Annotated in this window: 18 protein-coding genes; 2 read left to right on the top strand and 16 right to left on the bottom strand. The window is 49.1% G+C overall.

All coding sequences use genetic code 11. The annotated features are described in order from the left end of the window. Positions 1–416: 416 nt before the first annotated feature. On the top strand, positions 417–1,232 hold the full coding sequence (locus ACYC56_RS05440; RefSeq protein ID WP_461373166.1) for a hypothetical protein: 816 nt from the start codon (positions 417–419) through the stop codon (positions 1,230–1,232). A 258-nt stretch (positions 1,233–1,490) separates the two neighbouring features. Here the strand turns inward: ACYC56_RS05440 and ACYC56_RS05435 are convergent, their stop codons facing one another. Together ACYC56_RS05435 and ACYC56_RS05430 are read right to left on the bottom strand one after the other, a co-directional pair. After that, positions 1,491–2,654, bottom strand: coding sequence for a helical membrane plugin domain-containing protein (locus ACYC56_RS05435; protein WP_461373165.1), 1,164 nt, complete (start codon positions 2,652–2,654; stop codon positions 1,491–1,493). 6 nt (positions 2,655–2,660) lie between these two features. Beyond that, positions 2,661–3,812, bottom strand: a complete 1,152-nt coding sequence (locus ACYC56_RS05430) for an NAD(P)/FAD-dependent oxidoreductase (protein WP_461373164.1) — start codon at positions 3,810–3,812, stop codon at positions 2,661–2,663. 529 nt (positions 3,813–4,341) lie between these two features. On the opposite strand from ACYC56_RS05430, the gene ACYC56_RS05425 reads away from it, so the two are divergent. Beyond that, a complete protein-coding gene (locus tag ACYC56_RS05425; protein ID WP_461373163.1) occupies positions 4,342–5,160 on the top strand; it encodes a hypothetical protein in 819 nt (272 codons plus the stop codon). 85 nt (positions 5,161–5,245) lie between these two features. Here the strand turns inward: ACYC56_RS05425 and ACYC56_RS05420 are convergent, their stop codons facing one another. The 14 genes from ACYC56_RS05420 to argB form a co-directional block, all read right to left on the bottom strand. Next, on the bottom strand, positions 5,246–5,497 hold the full coding sequence (locus ACYC56_RS05420; RefSeq protein WP_461373162.1) for a hypothetical protein: 252 nt from the start codon (positions 5,495–5,497) through the stop codon (positions 5,246–5,248). 334 nt (positions 5,498–5,831) lie between these two features. Then, the gene (locus ACYC56_RS05415) at positions 5,832–6,230 is read right to left on the bottom strand and encodes an antibiotic biosynthesis monooxygenase (protein WP_461373161.1); all 399 of its coding nucleotides are present in this window, start codon (positions 6,228–6,230) and stop codon (positions 5,832–5,834) included. A gap of 148 nt (positions 6,231–6,378) precedes the next feature. Beyond that, entirely contained in the window at positions 6,379–7,032 is a 654-nt protein-coding gene (gene thiE, locus ACYC56_RS05410) for a thiamine phosphate synthase (protein WP_461373160.1), read from the bottom strand. Continuing rightward, positions 7,004–7,822, bottom strand: coding sequence for a hydroxyethylthiazole kinase (gene thiM, locus ACYC56_RS05405; protein WP_461373159.1), 819 nt, complete (start codon positions 7,820–7,822; stop codon positions 7,004–7,006). Before thiM ends, thiE begins: the two co-directional genes overlap by 29 nt. Before the next feature lie 497 nt (positions 7,823–8,319). Beyond that, positions 8,320–9,123, bottom strand: a complete 804-nt coding sequence (locus ACYC56_RS05400) for a PepSY domain-containing protein (RefSeq protein ID WP_461373158.1) — start codon at positions 9,121–9,123, stop codon at positions 8,320–8,322. Between the two features lie 56 nt (positions 9,124–9,179). Continuing rightward, positions 9,180–9,962, bottom strand: a complete 783-nt coding sequence (locus tag ACYC56_RS05395) for a hypothetical protein (protein ID WP_461373157.1) — start codon at positions 9,960–9,962, stop codon at positions 9,180–9,182. Positions 9,963–10,348: 386 nt separating this feature from the next. Then, entirely contained in the window at positions 10,349–10,666 is a 318-nt protein-coding gene (locus ACYC56_RS05390; protein WP_461373156.1) for a hypothetical protein, read from the bottom strand. Positions 10,667–10,767: 101 nt separating this feature from the next. Then, positions 10,768–11,367, bottom strand: coding sequence for a hypothetical protein (locus ACYC56_RS05385; RefSeq protein ID WP_461373155.1), 600 nt, complete (start codon positions 11,365–11,367; stop codon positions 10,768–10,770). Between the two features lie 69 nt (positions 11,368–11,436). Beyond that, positions 11,437–12,837, bottom strand: coding sequence for an argininosuccinate lyase (gene argH / locus ACYC56_RS05380; RefSeq protein ID WP_461373154.1), 1,401 nt, complete (start codon positions 12,835–12,837; stop codon positions 11,437–11,439). Positions 12,838–13,045: 208 nt separating this feature from the next. Beyond that, positions 13,046–14,266, bottom strand: coding sequence for an argininosuccinate synthase (locus ACYC56_RS05375; RefSeq protein ID WP_461373153.1), 1,221 nt, complete (start codon positions 14,264–14,266; stop codon positions 13,046–13,048). A gap of 28 nt (positions 14,267–14,294) precedes the next feature. After that, positions 14,295–14,765, bottom strand: coding sequence for an arginine repressor (argR, locus tag ACYC56_RS05370; RefSeq protein ID WP_461373152.1), 471 nt, complete (start codon positions 14,763–14,765; stop codon positions 14,295–14,297). 19 nt (positions 14,766–14,784) lie between these two features. After that, a complete protein-coding gene (gene argF / locus ACYC56_RS05365) occupies positions 14,785–15,717 on the bottom strand; it encodes an ornithine carbamoyltransferase (RefSeq protein ID WP_461373151.1) in 933 nt (310 codons plus the stop codon). Positions 15,718–15,758: 41 nt separating this feature from the next. Further along, positions 15,759–16,955, bottom strand: a complete 1,197-nt coding sequence (locus tag ACYC56_RS05360) for an acetylornithine transaminase (RefSeq protein ID WP_461373150.1) — start codon at positions 16,953–16,955, stop codon at positions 15,759–15,761. Between the two features lie 22 nt (positions 16,956–16,977). After that, positions 16,978–17,593, bottom strand: a 616-nt coding sequence (argB, locus tag ACYC56_RS05355) for an acetylglutamate kinase (protein WP_461373149.1), incomplete at its 5' end; no start/stop codon positions are given.

Raw genomic sequence — 17,593 nt, 5'->3', positions numbered from 1 at the left:
ACTATGACGTATAATGCCGTAAAGAAGGTGTCTAACTTTTGATACATTACTTACCTCTCCAGGGTTAGTTTTTTGTATCAAGGTACACCTTCTTTCTTATTTCTGCCATTATTTGCTAAAACAATTCGCATCAGACGTTACTAGGTAAAAACGGTAAACTACTTGAGCAGTTGCCTAGTAGTTACATAAAGCTTATAATGCTTGCAGAAGCACGATTCTAATTTCAATCTCAACAGTTTAACCGCATCACAAACTAACACATTAATCCAAGCGCTCATACACCACTATTACTACCCAATTACCAGCACATATTACAGCTGCTTAGTCTCTGCTTCCCGTCTCATCTGGCAGACGATATCCGACTTAATTGTTTTAGCGGCCGGAATTCTTAGGGTAGGAAGTGTTAAGCAAAAACTATGCACGGATTATCATGGCTTTTCGGCGGCAAGAAACTTAAAATTCTCCTCTTGCTCGTCATTTGTATAGTAGTGCTCTCACCCGCAACGGCTCTGGCAAAAAAGCCTGCGGATAAACCGGATGTTGAAAACACAGCACCCGGCGTGCTTGAATCCGTATGGTCAAAGGTCGTCGATATATTTGACCGCCCAGAAAATCATGATTCAGCCGGCTCTTCCCACGGGCCTGAATATCCACCGGGAATCGCCAAGAAAATGTCTCCGGATGCGGAGCCGACCCCCTCACCTGTCACAACCGGCACGGCTGATGATTCTACAGCCACCGTACCTTTCTTGCCGGTCCTAGACCCCCCGGTATTCCTTCCCTTCGATCCTTCTTCCGGTTATGGGTCGCTTAACCCTCCCAGCAATATGGGAGATTTACCTGTAATTTCCGTAGTGTCACCCCTGCAGAATATAACTGGCGCTGTGCCCGTAAAAGTTACCGGCGCTTCTGGCACCACAGAAACCGTAACCGATCAGGCCGAGTTATCCGCTATCAAGGAAGCCGACGAGCTGGTTATGCAGATGCAATCAACAACCCACCCGTCATCTAACGCAACACATACCCCGGGCAAACCTGGCGCCCTCTCGACGGCCGACACTAAAACGGCCGAGACGACATCAGCAATCACGAAAAAACCGACTGCCGGCAAAACACTGTCTTTTATAAAAAAGAATCCTTACATTGCAAGGCTTATCGGTTGGCTACCAGTTTGCATGCTCCTGGCCACAGCTATTTGGGGCGCTTCGGTTAAGCTTGTAAGAATCCTGTAGCCTTTACCATTGGCTCTTTTTGCGGCTTTTTGGTTCTTTCGAGAAGTTGTTCGTCTCGGTAGCAGGAATAATAAAACCCCCTCCCACTCTTCTTCGGAGAAAAAGGAGGGGGTCAAGGTGCGCCAGGCACTGTTCAGTTTACAGTTACAAGCTAGAGCTTTTGTCGGTGATCTTTGGTCACGAGACGAGATGGCAACCACTCATTCTTGTTCGAGAACAGTGTCCGCACTAAGCTCCTGACCCCATCCCAACTGATAATTAGCTTTCCGGTGACGCCGGGGGCGCCGGGCTTGGCGGCGCCGCAGAAGGTGCCGCGTTCAACCCTTGGCCAAGCTTCTTCAGAAAATAGAACAAGAATCCTGTGGCTCTCTGCACATCTTTGTCTCTGAGCATCGATAACATCCCCATCGGCGAAACGGGTTTTATCTGCGCCTCGCCCGCCTCTTGAAGGGCGCCGGCGGTCGTCGCAACCAGATTCTGAACGACAGGCGTGCTGGCAATCTCGGTCAGTTTCAGGAGCGACTCGATCGACGACTCGGCGACCGTTGGGCCATCCTCGCACCCACCTACCCGCGTGCACATGCAATCCATGAATTTCATAAACGGGGCTTTTAGATTCGGCATACGTTCGACAAGGTTCAACACCTCATCATCCTCGACGAATCCCTGCACAACGTTGAAGCCGCGCTTTGCGAACTCGATGGTTCGCTCGTTCTCGATAAATGTGCGAATGGATGTGACCGCGGGCGACATCTCTTTCATCATCGCCTTAAGCTGCGGCTCGATTTGGTTTTTTAGATCGGTCATCGCCTCGAGGTATGTTACCAACTCGAGAACCGTTCCTGTATTCGCCGTGAGTCTCTCGATGAGCAAAAACGTCTCGTCCCGGTCGAGATTCGTCTTAATGGCGTTAATCCTCGGGCTGAGTTCATGCGCGAGCCCTTTAAGCTGCGGCTCGAACTGAGACGCCATATCTTTAAACGCCTCGAGGTAGCCGATAAGCTCTAACAGCGTCCCCGTGTTTGCCGACAGGCGTTCGAGCAGTACCAGCGTCTCATCGCGGTCGAGGTTCGCTTTTATCGCATTCATCTGCGGCCCGACCTCGTGCACAAGCGCTTTTAGTTGCGGCTCGAGCTGTCTTCGAAGGTCATCCAGGCCTTCGAGAAGCGAGAGCATTTCTAACAACATGCCGGTATTACCCGAGAGCCGCTCCGCCAGCACGAACGTCTCGTCTTTGTCCAAATTGGCCTTAATCACGTTCAGCTTCGGCGATAGCTCTTTGGTAAGGGCTTTCACCTGTGGTTCGAGCTGGCCAATCATATCTTTTAGCGTTTCCATAAAAGAGACCAGGTCTTTGTTGATGACCGCAACGGCATCATCACTTAACATGAACTCCTCTTCTTCGATTAAGTTCTCAGCCATCTCACTCTAGAGCCTCCCTCTGAGCATTAAGCTCCAGTATAGCGGCCTCAGCATGTAGACTTTCATGACCCAGCTTGAGTACATCTCTTCTGCCGGGGAGATCGACTTATCGTAATCAAACTCTGCAAACAAGGCTTTCCCGAACCTTGTAAGGATAGGTCATATTATATGACCGGTGTAGATGGCATTTCCCTCCTTGCCGCGTATTCTCGCAACGAGGTTGTGCGCCATTACTTCGGCCTGCTTGCGCGCGCCCGCTCCCGTCTTTGACGTCGGGTAGTTCGCACAGTCGCCGACCGCATAGACGTTGTCGTATCCTTCGCAGACAAGCGTATGCTTATTCGCTTTAACGAAGTTGCTCGCGTCCGCAATCGCGTTGTCCTCACAAAGCGTCTCACCCTCGTGGGGCGGGATGACGACCGTCATGTCGTAATTGACTTCGGTACCCTCCCAAGATTTGACGACCTTGTTGCTTACATCGACCGTCCCGGGGTTAAAACCTGTGACAACGTCGATATTTCGGTCTTTGAATATCTGGATGAGCTTTGTCGCGTATGGCTCTCTCGTGAAGACAGCCGGTAGGGCTGTGGTCAGCGTAACGTTGGTTTTATTGCGAATACCTTTTCTTCTGAAGAAGTCTTCCGCCATCAACGCCATCTTGATCGGGGCGCCCGGGCACTTAAACGGCATCGGCGGCTGGACCACGACAAAGTTACCGCCCTCGAATTCCTCGATTGCCTTTTTGGCTTCCATAGCGCCATCAAGACTGTAGAACGTATGGACCCCATCCTTGCCCAGATTCTCTTTCAGGCCGACGATCTCGTCCCAGTTAAGCTTTGCGCCCGATGCCATGATGAGATAATCGTACTCGAGCTTTCTGCCTTTTGCCGTCTCAACGTATTGGCTGTCAGGATTTACCGAGACGACTTCATCATGGACGAAGGTGCAACCTGCAGGCACCACCTTCTCCATCGGCCTTACGAGGTTATCGGGCTCGTCCAACCCGAATACCAGGAGCGTGTAGGCCGGTTGATAGTAGTGCTTGTCGCTAACATCGACAATCGTGATTTCGGCCTCGCTCATCGACAGCTCATTTCTGAGCCTGGCTGCGGACATAATACCCGCACTTCCGCCTCCAACAATAACGATTCTTGCCATTGCCATCCCTCCATTTTTGGTTTTACGGTATGTGACCAAGATATATCTACAACGCCCGTCGGGCGTGTGTATGAAACAAGGGTGGAATGCGCTGCTACGATACATTGCTACGGTGCATTACTGTAAGGTTTGACCGCTTTCTTTTTGTGCCTCCTTCCTGTGAATGAAGTGCTATCGGCGTTATTTGAATCAAAAAGTGCTGTGTCGTAAAACGTTGAGTGAGGTGCTAAAGAGTTTGTATGCTGCTATATAATACCTTTAACCAGGTAATAATAACGACTATGTAACAATCGTAACTAACTAATCTCTACTTTGTCAATACTTACGCCCCAAGATATTTTATTATCTTATATTAGTAGCTATAACTACATGCAAGACGTGAAACTTTGGGTGATCGACCTCCGTTTTCTTCCCGGATCGGACGATTTTCGAGCCTTCTAGAACAAATATGCTGACATTTAGAAGGCCTCTATTTTTAAATAAACGTTTGCTGGTTTATAATTTGAGAGCATAGACAGGAGGTGTTCCCGTGAAGGAAAATTATGATGTCCTAGAAATCATCATCCCTTTGCTTGATTTTCCGGCAAGGTTTAAGGAAATCGAAGATTATTTGTGCGCGAATTCCAACCTGCCAGGTCCCAGGGGAAACCTAACTCTTGCCTTTAAATTCGCAGACTATTTTGAAAAAGAATCCATCGGCAAAGATGTTTTGGGTTTGTTGATCACATGGGTGGATATTTCACCAGATGAAGCGCCGACCAATAACCCGCGAGAATATCTGACGTTCTGCGGCATCCTGGCCCTGGGTGCACATTATTGTTACGCCGATGAGACGACAAAAAGCTTGATTATGGACCGGCTCAAGAGAGCGATGAGCGATACAAGGTGGAGAACCAGAGAAGGCGCGGCGATGGGTTTCCAAAGAATTGCCGAGAAAGATTTCAATTCGATAAAGAATTATTTTTCAATGTGGTACAAGGGCTCAAATAATTTTGAAAAACGGGCGCTCATAGCGGCTTTAGCGCACCCTCCCATTCTTAAGGATAAAGAAATCGCCCGGTTTAGTCTCAAAATTAGCGAAGATATCCTGAATGATATTCTATCTTCCGATAAAGCGAGCCGCCGGTCGGAAGATTTCACCGTTTTGTCAAAAGGACTTCAATATGCACTCAGTGTTTTTGTCGCACATCTGCCAGAAGAAGGATTCGCATTCCTTAAGAAATGGGCACAAGCGCCTGATCCGGATATTAAAAAGATCATAAAAGCCAATTTAGGAAAATCCCGGCTAACAAGGAAATACGGCGATCAAGTAAACGAAGTTCTTGCCGTGCTCGGGGGTCTTACGTAGGGTAATCGCTGTTTGCTGCAACGTTCTCTGCCCCCTCTAAAACCTTTTTCGGGAATATACTACTGCATGTGGCGGAAGAACATACTTATACAACCCAGACTATGGACGGCGGATGCATCGCGCGAACGGCGTTCGACATGGCTTGAACTCTTTTATGACCTCGTTTTTGAAGGGCAGTAATAATCCCGGGAATCGCTTCGCGCGTCTTTTTGTTCACGCTGCCGAAAGGGTGCAAAAGAATTATCGAACCGGGCTTTACGTTTGAAACCGTATAATCGATGATACTCTGAGTGTTTGAGTTCACCCCGGGATATGAATTCGGCTCTACATCCCACATTATAGTTCGCCTGTTGTGCTGCTTTAAATACCATGGTAGCAGTAAAAGCTTCTTGCCGTTTGGCGGGCGAAAGTGGATGGCTCCCTTATACCCTGTTTGCCGAATCAGCCTGTCCGTGTGCCCTTATTGTAGTATAGGTTCTGAATCGCCGGTAGCTCCCCGGACCCGCATTGATTCAAACTTATTAAGCACTCTTTATACGATGCATTATTAGCACAGAAAAGAAAGAGGTATCAACGAGGCGTATGAACGTCTCGACGAGCTCTTAGAAAAGATGCAAAAGCACGTTAGCTGATGAGCGGCAGCGTGAAGCGCTGTCTATCTGGAAACCGTGTTAGGCCGCTCGACGGACTCCGAATCGAGCAAACCCTGCGTGGAGTTCGTGCACGACCGCGGTCTCACTCCCCAGCATCTGGGCCTTCTGTTTAAGCCGCTCCAGCAGTTCCTGACTCGGCTTGCCGTAGATATCTATTCTCAACAGCTTGATGAACTCCGCGAACTTGCGGAAAGCAGGGCCTGCCACCTTCATATGGAACTCCGCCGATGCGGAGTCCGGGTGAACCTGGAAGACGGTCACTTGGGTGCCGTCCTCGTTGAGGTACACGTTGTAGGCGATCGTGTTGGGCTCGTTCGCCTCTGCGAACTCAGCCAACTCGACCATGGCTGTCTTGAGCTCCTCGAGCTTTCCCTCATGGATCTCAGAGCTGTCGATAATAACAATAGACTCGGCCATGCTACCTCCTTTTTTGCTGAGCGCAACACGAAATCACTCGCGACATGATAAGATATCGATCCTCCATTTACCACATACCCATAACAAGATGTCATCACACTACACAAAATAGCAGAATAACCGCTCCACAAAGCGGTTAGGGATCAGACTAGGTCAACATCGATGACCTAACAATTCCGCTTAGCGTCCTGGTAGCAGCAACCATATTATCGGCTGACGAAACGGCTGATATTACCGCAATTCCATCAGGTTGTGCCCGCATAACGGTGCCGCACGTATCCACCGAGATGCCGCCGATTGCAACCATCGGTAAGCTAACTGCTTCTCGTATTCCCCACACGCCGTCGATGCCTATTGGCCCAACTGCACAGGCCTTGCTTGTCGTGTCATACACTGGCCCCACGCCGATATAATCGGCGCCAATTTCTTGAGCCGCCATAGCCTCTTCTATACAGGTCGTCGAGATACCGATTATACGATTCTGCCCAAGCATCTCCCTCGTCACCTCATATGGGAAATCATCGTCTCCAAGGTGCACACCATCCGCATCTACAGCTAGAGCCAGGTCAGTGCGATCGTTGATGATAAACTTTACACCCGCTTGCCTTGTAAGCACTCGCAGCTGCTTAGCAATCTCATATAGCTCACGATTTGTGGAGCGCTTATCTCGATACTGAATAAATGATGCCCCGCCGGCGATCGCAGCTTCTGCAATATCGATATGGCTTCTTCCATGAGCCTCTGTCGTTATAACATAAAGACCAAGGTTGTCCTTAAGCGCTGAGCGAAACTGTGAAGTCAATTTTCGCACCCCCTGCAATATCGTCATCGGTTAACGAATAGATAGAATCATAGAGCGCAACGTGAAATGAGCCCGGTCTGTCCCCCGAGATAGCTGCAGCTTTCTCGCCTGCAAGCCCATAACAAACAAGTGCGCCAGCCGCAGCCCGGAAATAATCTTTCTGCACCGCTGCAAACGAAGCGGTTACAGTGGTCGACATGCAACCGGTACCGGTAACCGTTGCCATCAATGGGTGACCGTTTCTTATGAGCGCCACCCGCTCCCCATCAGTGACGATATCCTCAGCACCGGTTACACTAACAACCATACCCTCGCGCCTCGCAAGATCTTTCGCCGCCTCAAGGATGCCCTCGCTTTCACCCACGGCCTCAACACCCTTGATCTGCCCACCAACGCCAGCAAGAACCCCGATCTCAGCGCTATTACCCCTAATAATAGAGATTTGAGCCTCGTTGATAATGCGCTTGATCGCATCCGTCCTCGGCTTGGTTGCGCCCGCTCCAACAGGATCTAACACGACCGGGATGCCAAGCTCATTCGCCCGTTTTGCAGCCACGATCATTAAGTCTGCCCAACCGATATTACCCACGTTAAGAAGCAGCGCTCCTGCATGAGTAACCATTTCGGCAACCTCTTCCTGCTCCCAGGCCATGACAGGAAGAGCCCCGACGCACAATGTAATATTGGCGGTCTCGTTCTGCACTACAAAATTGGTTATCTGATGGATAAGGGGTCTTTCTTGTCTAATCCTCTGAAAATCGCTTTCAAATTCTTCGATTCGTTGCCTCATACTGATCCTTTCGTGTGCTTACCTTCACATTTAATTTGATCCTATAACTTGCCAATTAAAAAACCGTACCAGTAAAGGTACGGCTGCTGTGCCTTAAACACAGGTTGGTTCCCTTCGCTGGAATTATCCAGAATAGCTCTAGAGCTCATCAGGTTCAAACGGTCGTGAAGTTATCGCTTCACCTCTCAGCCACCAAGCAGCAGCTCCCGAACAGTATTCTTCTATAGCTCGCTATATTACCTGAAAACATGGTATTAAACAAGAAAACGGCTCTCTTAAGCCGTTTATTTGGCTCCCCGGATTCGCGCTTATTCAAACTTCTAACAGATATTGCCAGTTTGATTGCTTAGCTGAAGAGATTCGTATACCGCAATATGGGCGCGATTGCACCCATATTGCGGTATCGATTTCTAAGTCTTTTTCAGAATTTTAGAGATATAATCTACAATAGTTGTCCACTTTAAAGGTAGACATCGTTACATCTCTACCTTTCGTTATTATCTAAAACTACTAGTTACGTCTTCACCCGTATTAGCATCAATGCACATTTGATCTTCACCAATTGCAACAAGGCCACTATCTCCAGGATCTTTCACATGCAGGCTATATGACACTACCCATACAAGCCTTTGTTGACCACTGTGATCCTTCATAACGGTAAGCTCACTCTTCTTGATATCGCCACTATCCGATAATTTTGATTGAGCAGTACTTAACGCTTGATCCTTAGTAATTTGGGGTTTGGTAGAGATAACTGTTTCATCATCTCTTGATGAATAACTACCAAGTCGCCCAGTCTTTAAATCTACGGAGATACTAGCCCACCTTGGCAGCCTCGCACCATTCTCATCGATTTTTACCCAACCGAACGTAATAGAATCACCAGGCCCAACATACTGGTCAACTAACGTTAGTTCGCTAAAGCGATCATATTTAGACTTGATAAAGGTTTCTGCTCTTCTTAAGGCAGTTTCTTTGGTTAAAGGCAACTCGTTCGAATTCACAGGCTGCTCACCTAATTTGCCCATCGCCCCAGTTACCTTGCCACTCTTAGCATCCACCCAAAAAATCCTATTATCTAAGGTCTGCACTTCATATACCGAGCGTTTTCCAGCTAACTCATCTTTTACAACACTTTTAACACCGTTGACCTCAGCAAAACTCTTGACAGCATCAGTTGCTTGCTCAGAAGAAAGCTCTTGCTGTGGGACTAATCCTATTGCACTAACCGCTATTGCACCAAGAATACTGAGCACGCCTATTGCAATGATTGTTATCTTAGTCTTACTTAAATTTGACATGTCTACCTCCAGACAGGTTGTTCACTTAACTAACTACATCAATTATACGGTCTTTACTACGGAGTCCCGTAACGCGCAGGTTGTAAGCACTGCCCATATTGGCCTTTTGTTACCCAGCTCTGTAATCTTGTATCTACAGAGTAATTTAACGCAGCTGCATTTTGCACCATATAATTATAGGCGTATTGCATAAGGTCAGTATCTTGACCGCTATTATAACCAAGCGGGTTATCAATAGCATAGTTGTTATATCTGGCACCTCTATAGAAACCCATACCAAATACTGAGGCAGCCTTGTCATTTAAATTATTGGTCCACCCAATCGCACAATCGCTTCCCTTAGACCGAGCCCAGTCAAGCAGATTCCCGTACCGTGGACCCGTATTACCAGTACCACATCCTATGAGCAACACAACGAGGGTATCGTTTATATCAGCAGACCCGAAGTTTTTTATTAAGTAAGTTGGATCAGCATTTGCTCGACTGGGATTTGTTTTGTCTTCAGCAAGAACCCAACCGTTGTTAGCAAAGTAGAGACCTCCACCGGTAGCGCCTCCATTACTAGAATCCGCAAGAGCATGACCGCAAAACGAAAAGATAGCATCACTTTTCCAGTAGTTATACGACGAACCCGATGATAAATTTTGTGGTGCATAACCATCATAGCCCATTTGATCAACCCACGGTTCTGCTGTGCGAAAATAATCCGTCTCCGGTATGTTAATCAGGTGTGCCCACGGAGGATTATATACCGCAGCATAAGCACCTACCGATCCCGCAAAAACCATCGCCACTACAATACTAATGTTAATGAATAACTTTAAACACTTTCTTAACATAACCACTTCTCCTTATCAATTTAGCGCTCAAATGGTACCCTTGGCGACGTATTTCTAATCACTCACCTCCTTAGTAAATGAAATTTGATACTCAATCTTTGAATGATAACAGCCTGTACTGATCAAGCCCCTAAACTTCTGTAAAAAGGCATAAGTTGAAAAGCGAGCCATCGTTCCTCAACAATAGGAAGTAACCACACAACCTAAGGAGAAAAAAGATGGCTCAAGAAAAGCGTATGAGTAGTACCGGCACCTTGCAAGATGTTCCCCGGATCGGATTCGAACTTAGGTCTAGTTGAAGTTCTAGAGGTAAATATCCCAGTCCTCAAGGGCTTTCAAATGAGATACAGAGAACAAAATACCAACCTGAAGCCTTATTAAACCCACTAGCTGCGTCCTCGTCGATACTCTTTTATGCCATTAATAGCATCAACAAGCGCTATTAAAGAGATGACCGCACCGAGGATAATAACCAGCCAGATTTTCCAAGATGTTACCCGTTGCATGTTTATTTGCCCGCTGGCAAGGCGTGAGAGCAGATTGAGCCCGAGACCGATAGATACTACGACAAAAGCAATGTTTGTAGCATAATAAAGCTTTTTTGCCGATGTTTTTTGCGTCAGCTTGACTATTATTATTGCCGGTATCAGCGCTAGCGGAGCGCCAAAAAACATGATGATAATTTGATCGGGGTTGCTAGCCATGCCCTGTATCTCCTAGGTCAGATTAACTTATAGCTTATACTGTAATCATCGGACTAAGCAATAGTTACACAGTAGCATTACAAACGAGGTTGTGGTCGGTGTTATTTCAGTAAGCTGTGCACGAGCTTCTTGTGATATTCTTCTATCCCTGGTTTACCGTTGAATTTTATAGCAAGAACAAAGTCTTTTGTGCTATTTAAAAAATAGTGTTGCTCGTCTTCTAGGGGCGCCCTGAATTTCTTATACAAGGTTTCGATTAAATAGTCGAGTTCTGCAGAATTTAGCTTTGGGCCTGGCCCAAAAACATCAGAGGGATTATCAAGAAGCTGCACGTATCCGCCTATAACTGTCTTGCCGGGAATAACCTGGTTTAGATGACCAACTACTTCTTCTGTTTGACAGATGATAACACGTACCACACCGTTCTCGTCAAAGGAAACCGCGAACCTTCCTGCCGAAAAAGGCATCGGTTCTTCAGGTAAGCGAATTGCCGGTTCACTAAGGCCTCTAGTCGTGTGACCAATATCGGTTATGGTGCTTTTGGAGAGTCTATCAATGAAAGCTTTGACAGAAGAACGAATATTTACAGTTGAGCTTGCGCTAGTTTTAGTTGTGCCGGCTGCATTTTGATGATTAGCTGATGTCCCGTTGGTATTGCTTTGACTTTGGCTTACCGGAGAACCTGATCTGCATGACATCAATAAGAAGGATAGACATATGGCAGCTATGCATGGGGCGAGTATAGTCTTTTTGCGCATAAAACCGCCCTTCTAGCCCCGCTCGTTTAACCACTCGAGTTCTTTTTCGATCATCTTTTCGGCTTTGTCGATTTGCTCTTGGACGCGGTTGGGGGCGGTGCCGCCCCGGACGTCGCGGCGTTTTACGGCGTTTTGGATGTCGAGTGCGTCGTAGACATCGTCGTCGATTAAGGGGCTTTCGGCCTGGAATTCTTCTAGGGAGAAGTCGGTGAGCCAGCAGCCTTCTTCGATGGCTTTGCGGACCATGTTTCCGGAGATGCGGTGGGCGTCGCGGAACGGAACTCCCTTGCCGACCAGGTAATCCGCAAGTTCGGTGGCGTTGGTGAAGCCGCCTTCGGCGGATTGGCGCATGATTTCTGAGTGGATGTTCATCGTGGATATCATGCCCTTCATGCCGAAGAGCGAGTTTTTAATTGTCGTTATGGAGTCGAGCATGCCTTCTTTGTCTTCTTGCATGTCTTTGTTGTATGCGAGCGGCAGGCCCTTCATCGTCGTTAGCATCTGCAGCAGGTTGCCGTAGACGCGGCCGGTTTTGCCGCGGATCAGCTCGGCGACGTCGGCGTTTTTCTTCTGGGGCATGATGCTGCTGCCGGTCGTGTAGGCGTCGTCGAGTTCGATGAAGCTGAACTCGGCGGACGACCATATAATAAGCTCTTCGGCGAGGCGGCTTAAGTGCATCATTATCATCGAGGCCGCCGCCTGGAACTCTATTATAAAGTCGCGGTCGGAAACCGCATCGAGGCTGTTGTTGCTGATTTTTGAGAAGCCGAGTTCTTCTGCCACGAACTCCATATCTATTGGGTATGTGGTGCCGGCAAGTGCTGCCGCGCCGAGCGGCATTACGTCGGCGCGCTTGAAACAACCTTTCAGGCGCATGAAGTCACGACGAAGCATCCAGAAATAGGCCATCATATGGTGTGAGAGCAGCACTGGTTGCGCCCGCTGGAGATGCGTATAGCCGGGCAACACGGTTTCCATTTCACGTTTAGCGGTCTTAACCAGCTCCTCTTGTAGGGCGAGGACCTCCTGGCCGACTTCAAGGATTGCGTCTTTTAGAAACATCCTGGTATCGAGGGCGACCTGGTCGTTGCGGCTGCGGGCGGTGTGGAGCTTTCCGCCCACGAAGCCGATTTTCTCGGTGAGCGCCCGCTCGATGCTCATATGGATGTCCTCATCGGCGATATCGAAGGTAAACGAGCCGGCTTCGATTTCTTTAAGGATAGACTCCAGGCCCGTTACTATCTGGGAGGCCTCTTCATCGGCAATAATGCCGGTTTTGGCAAGCATTTTGGCGTGGGCGATGCTACCCTCTATATCCTGCTTATAAAGGTGCTTGTCGACAGGCAGCGATGCGTTGAACTCATCAACGAAGCTATCTGTACTTTTCGAAAACCTCCCGGACCAGAGTTTCATTATTACTCCTCCTTTTACGGCTGTATTATTAGTGCTTTATTACATCGCTTTTGCGATTATTGTTGATATCATAGTCGGTTAACTATAACCAATGGTTTAGAGTATCTAGATTCTTCGGCTTCCAGCCTCAGAATGACGCCTTAACAGCACTCTCCTCTTTAAAACCCACGCTAGACCTACATACTGCTTACTGCATACTCCCTACTGCCTATTTCCTATATTTCCTTCCCCAGGTCTCAAGGCTAAGGCCGAAGATTTTGTTGAAGCCTTCGGCGGCTTTATGGGAGAAGGTGTCGCCGGCTTCGTATGTTGCGAGCGAGCGGTCGTAGAGTGAATTTGGCGACGTGCGGCCTACTACCTGGCATGAACCCTTGTAAAGTTTCATACGGATAGTTCCGTTTACTACTTTTTGCGTTTCGTTTATAAAGGCGTCGAGCGATTCGCGAAGCGGGCCGAACCAGAGACCATCGTAGATAAGGTCGGCGTATTTTTCCTCGATGCCGTATTTAAAGTGCATGAGATCACGAGGAAGCGTCATATCCTCAAGCTCGCGGTGCGCCATGATGAGCGTTAGCGCGGCCGGGGCCTCGTAAATCTCGCGGGATTTGATGCCGACAAGCCGGTTTTCCACCTTGTCGATGCGCCCGAACCCGTTCGAGCCGGCGATTTGGTTAACCTTCTCGATGAGGTGTAAGAAGTCCATCCTCTGGCCGTCTATCGCTATCGGCACGCCCTGTTCGAACTCTATCTCGACATAGGTCGGCTCGTCGGGGGCTTGCATCGGGTCGACGGTCATAGTAAATGCGTCCGCCGGCGGTTCTATCCATGGGTCTTCGAGGATTCCGCACTCGATCGATTTACCCCAGACATTCTCGTCGATGCTGTAAGGGCTCTTTTTGGTAATCGGGATCGGGATATTATGCTTCTGGGCGTATTCGATTGCGGACTCGCGAGTGAAATCCCATTCGCGCGCGGGTGCGATGATCGTGATATCCGGGTTAAGCGCGCGCATCGTTACTTCGAAACGCACCTGGTCATTGCCCTTGCCGGTACAGCCGTGCGCCGCGTAAACAGCCCCGGTTCCCTCGGCAACTTCAATCAATATTTTTGCGATGAGCGGCCTCGATAACGACGTGGCCAGCGGATATTTCTTCTCATAGAGGGCGTTCGCTTTGAGTGCGGGTGCGATGAACTTCTCGGCGAAGGCCTTTTTCGCATCCACCATTTCGGAATGAACGGCGCCGATTTTAAGCGCCTTTTCTTTAATGGCATCGAGGTCGCCCCCCTGGCCGACATCGACCGCAACCGCGATTACCTCTAAATCATAGTTTTCCTGCAGCCATTTTATGGCAACCGAGGTATCGAGTCCCCCGGAGTAGGCCAAAACAACTCTATCTTTTGGCTCCCGTATGCTTCCAACCTGTCCCACAAACTCCTCCTACTTGTATCCAATGCTCCTAGAGCGTTTTTTCTTCACGCAATTTTGAAAGGCGCTCGATGATAAAATCAGCCACGACATTGGTGCGGGTAATAATAAGAATTGTGTCGTCTCCCCCGACGGTGCCGAGAACGTCCTTCCACTTTACCGTATCAACCGCCGAGGCCACCGCCTGCGCAGTGCCTGGGTGGGTCTTTACAACTACTAGATTTTCCGCCTGGTCGATCGATACCATAAACTCATTGAGCGTCGAGCGCAGGCGCTCTATCTCGGGCAGCGAATAGATCTGCTTTCCCGTGGCTACCGCGGATTTTCCTTTGATTACTTTTACTTTTTGCAGCCCCAGGTCGCTTATGTCTCGCGAGACCGTAGCCTGGGTAACATCGTAGCCTTGCTTTTCAAGCTCAGATATCAACTCTTCTTGAGTCGATATGTTCATCGTCTCGATAATGTGTTTAATCGCGTTGAGTCTCTCGTGTTTTATTCTCATTTAATAACCACCGAATCTATTACCTGACGAGTAAAGCGAGCGCCGCTTTTGCCGTATGCAAGCGATTTTCTGCCTGCTCAAAGACAAGGGATTGTTTGCTCTCAATTACCTCATCCGTTACCTCCTCGCCCCGGTGGGCTGGTAGGCAGTGCAGGAATATCGCGGAGGGCTTCGCGGCCCCCATAAGCTCGCTGTTTACCTGGTAAGATTTAAATATTTTCAAGCGCTCTTCGCGCTCTGCTTCCTGTCCCATGCTGGTCCATACATCCGTATAGATAACGTCTGCGTCCTTTGCGGCTTCAAGCGGGTCGTTTGTTACCGTTATCGCGTGGTTCATGTTGCGTATGGACCCGGTCGCAAACTGAACCACCTCGGGGTCGGGCTCGTATCCCTTTGGACACCCTACGGCCATATTTATCCCGAGTTTACCGGCGACAATCATGAGCGAGTTCGCCACGTTGTTGCCGTCTCCGATATAGGCGAGTTTCAAGCCGGCGAGCCGGTCTTTGCTCTCAAGGATGGTCATGAGATCCGCCAGCGATTGCATCGGATGGTAATCATCCGTTAATGCATTTATTACCGGCATCGTGGAATATTGGGCAAGCTCCTCGACATCGCTTTGCTTAAACGTCCGTATTACGGCGGCATCAACGTAGCCCGAGAGCACTCTGCCCATATCTTTGATGGGTTCGCGCTCGCCGAGTTTTACCTCGTCATCGCGCAAGAATATCGGGTGCGCGCCTAAATGGGAGGCGGCCGTCTCGAACGATATCCTCGTGCGGCTGGACGGCTTATGGAATATCATGGCTATGGTTTTTCCCTCAAGTATGCGGTACGGCTCGTTTCTTTTCTGCAGCCGTTTCAGCTCCATCGCTTTTGCCAGCAGCTGGTATATCTCATCCTGGCTGTAGTTTTTAAGCGATAGGATGTTTCTCCCTGTTAGACTCGCCATTTTCGACTCCTACAATCTCGAAATCCCAATATATCATCAGTCTATACGACTGAATGCTCAAGTACCAACCGTTCTATCGCAGCCACAGCCGTATCGACTTCGGCTTCGGTTAAGCAAAGCGGCGGTAAGAACCTAATTATAGTATTGCCTATATTATTTGCAACTATGCCCTCTTTTAAAAGGTCAAGCATGATGTTTCGCGCCTGTTCCCCGTTTAATTCTATCGCAAGCATCAGACCCGCGCCCCGGACTTCTTTCACTAGGTCCGTCTTGGTTTTGAGGGCTTCAAGCTTGTTCTTGAAATACGCTCCGACCTTGTTGCTGTTCTCGACAAGGTTCTCGTCTTCGATGACGTTAATGGTCGCCAGCGCGCCCGCGCAAACAACGGGGCCGCCGCCGAATGTCGAGCCGTGCTCGCCCGGCTTAAACACCGAGGCCTTTTCGCTTGCTACCAGAACACCGATAGGAAGGCCGCTTCCTATGCCTTTCGCTAGGGTCATCACATCGGGGACGACACCTGTGGCCTGGTAAGCGAACATCGTACCGGTCCGCCCCATTCCCGTTTGGACCTCGTCGAATATTAAAAGGAGATCGCGCTCGTCGCAGAGAGCCCGCACCTGCTTCAGGTAATCATGGTCGCACGGGTAGACACCGCCCTCACCCTGGATGACCTCGAGCATGACCGCGCATGTTTTGTCGCTTACCTCGTTTTTAAGCGCTTCGAAATCGTTGAGCGGCACATGCTTAAAACCGGGCGGCATCGGCTCGAACGGCTTTTGCTTATCCGGCTGACCGGTTGCGGCCAGGGTTTTCATGGTGCGGCCGTGAAACGAACGAAGCGCGGTAATAATCTCATAGGCATCCTTACCTTTGGTTTTTGCGTAACGCCGTGCAATCTTTATAGCGCCTTCATTGGCCTCAGCGCCGCTATTCGCAAAGAAGCATTTATCACCGAAGGATATCTCGGCTATCTTTTTAGCAAGCTTTGCCTGCGGCTCGGTATAGTAGAGGTTGGAAACATGCATGAGCATCTCGACCTGGTCTTTTATCGCGCCTACGACCTTGGGATGACAGTGACCGACGTTGGTCACACCGATACCGCATAAGAGGTCGAGGTATTCTTTCCCGTTATCATCCCACAGCTTAGCACCCTTGCCTTTGACAAAAACAATCGGCAACCGCCCGTACGTGCTCATATGATATGTATCATCAAAATCTTTAAGTTCATTTAAGTCCATCGCTATGCCTTTCGCGTCTAAACTACTTACTAATCATTGTTCCGACGCCCTGGTCGGTGAATATCTCGAGCAGGAGTGCGTGCGGAACCATACCGTTAAGGATGTGCGCCCGCTTGACCCCAGATTTAATCGCGGTTACGCACCCTTCGACCTTTGGCAACATGCCCGAACTTATCTCGTCGTTGGCGAGTTTGTGCTCGCATTCGTCGAGCGTAAGCTCAGAAATCAGTGATTCTTTATCCTCAAAGTCTCGATAGAGACCGTCGACATCCGTCAAGAAGATGATTTTATCCGCTTCAAGTGCCGCGGCTATCTCACCAGCGACTTTGTCGGCGTTAATATTATAGCTCATACCATCCTCGCCTACCCCGACGGTAGCCACAACAGGGATAAAATCGTCCTCGACCAGGTTCTCGAGCACTTCCTTGTTGATTTTGGTGACCTCTCCCACATAGCCGAGGTCGACATCGGTCATCTGCTTTTTCTTCGCAACGATCATGTTGCCGTCATCACCGCTCAGGCCGACCGCAAGTTTGCCATGACGGTTGATGAGCGAGACGATCTCCTTGTTGATCTTGCCGACAAGGACCATCTTAACCACGTCGATCGTTTCCTTATCGGTTACGCGCAGGCCGTTT

Source organism: Candidatus Aquicultor sp., from assembly GCF_054640775.1.
This window is presented reverse-complemented; position numbering and strand designations above follow the sequence as displayed.

Excerpts from the sequence above, each read along its gene's own strand:
- ACYC56_RS05440 (WP_461373166.1), top strand. The coding sequence starts at position 417 with ATGCACGGATTATCATGGCTTTTCGGCGGCAAGAAACTTAAAATTCTC.
- ACYC56_RS05435 (WP_461373165.1), bottom strand. The coding sequence starts at position 2,654 with ATGGCTGAGAACTTAATCGAAGAAGAGGAGTTCATGTTAAGTGATGAT.
- ACYC56_RS05420 (WP_461373162.1), bottom strand. The coding sequence starts at position 5,497 with ATGTGGGATGTAGAGCCGAATTCATATCCCGGGGTGAACTCAAACACT.
- ACYC56_RS05415 (WP_461373161.1), bottom strand. The coding sequence starts at position 6,230 with ATGGCCGAGTCTATTGTTATTATCGACAGCTCTGAGATCCATGAGGGA.
- thiM (WP_461373159.1), bottom strand. The coding sequence starts at position 7,822 with ATGAGGCAACGAATCGAAGAATTTGAAAGCGATTTTCAGAGGATTAGA.
- ACYC56_RS05400 (WP_461373158.1), bottom strand. The coding sequence starts at position 9,123 with ATGTCAAATTTAAGTAAGACTAAGATAACAATCATTGCAATAGGCGTG.
- ACYC56_RS05395 (WP_461373157.1), bottom strand. The coding sequence starts at position 9,962 with ATGTTAAGAAAGTGTTTAAAGTTATTCATTAACATTAGTATTGTAGTG.
- ACYC56_RS05390 (WP_461373156.1), bottom strand. The coding sequence starts at position 10,666 with ATGGCTAGCAACCCCGATCAAATTATCATCATGTTTTTTGGCGCTCCG.
- argH (WP_461373154.1), bottom strand. The coding sequence starts at position 12,837 with ATGAAACTCTGGTCCGGGAGGTTTTCGAAAAGTACAGATAGCTTCGTT.
- argR (WP_461373152.1), bottom strand. The coding sequence starts at position 14,765 with ATGAGAATAAAACACGAGAGACTCAACGCGATTAAACACATTATCGAG.
- argF (WP_461373151.1), bottom strand. The coding sequence starts at position 15,717 with ATGGCGAGTCTAACAGGGAGAAACATCCTATCGCTTAAAAACTACAGC.
- ACYC56_RS05360 (WP_461373150.1), bottom strand. The coding sequence starts at position 16,955 with ATGGACTTAAATGAACTTAAAGATTTTGATGATACATATCATATGAGC.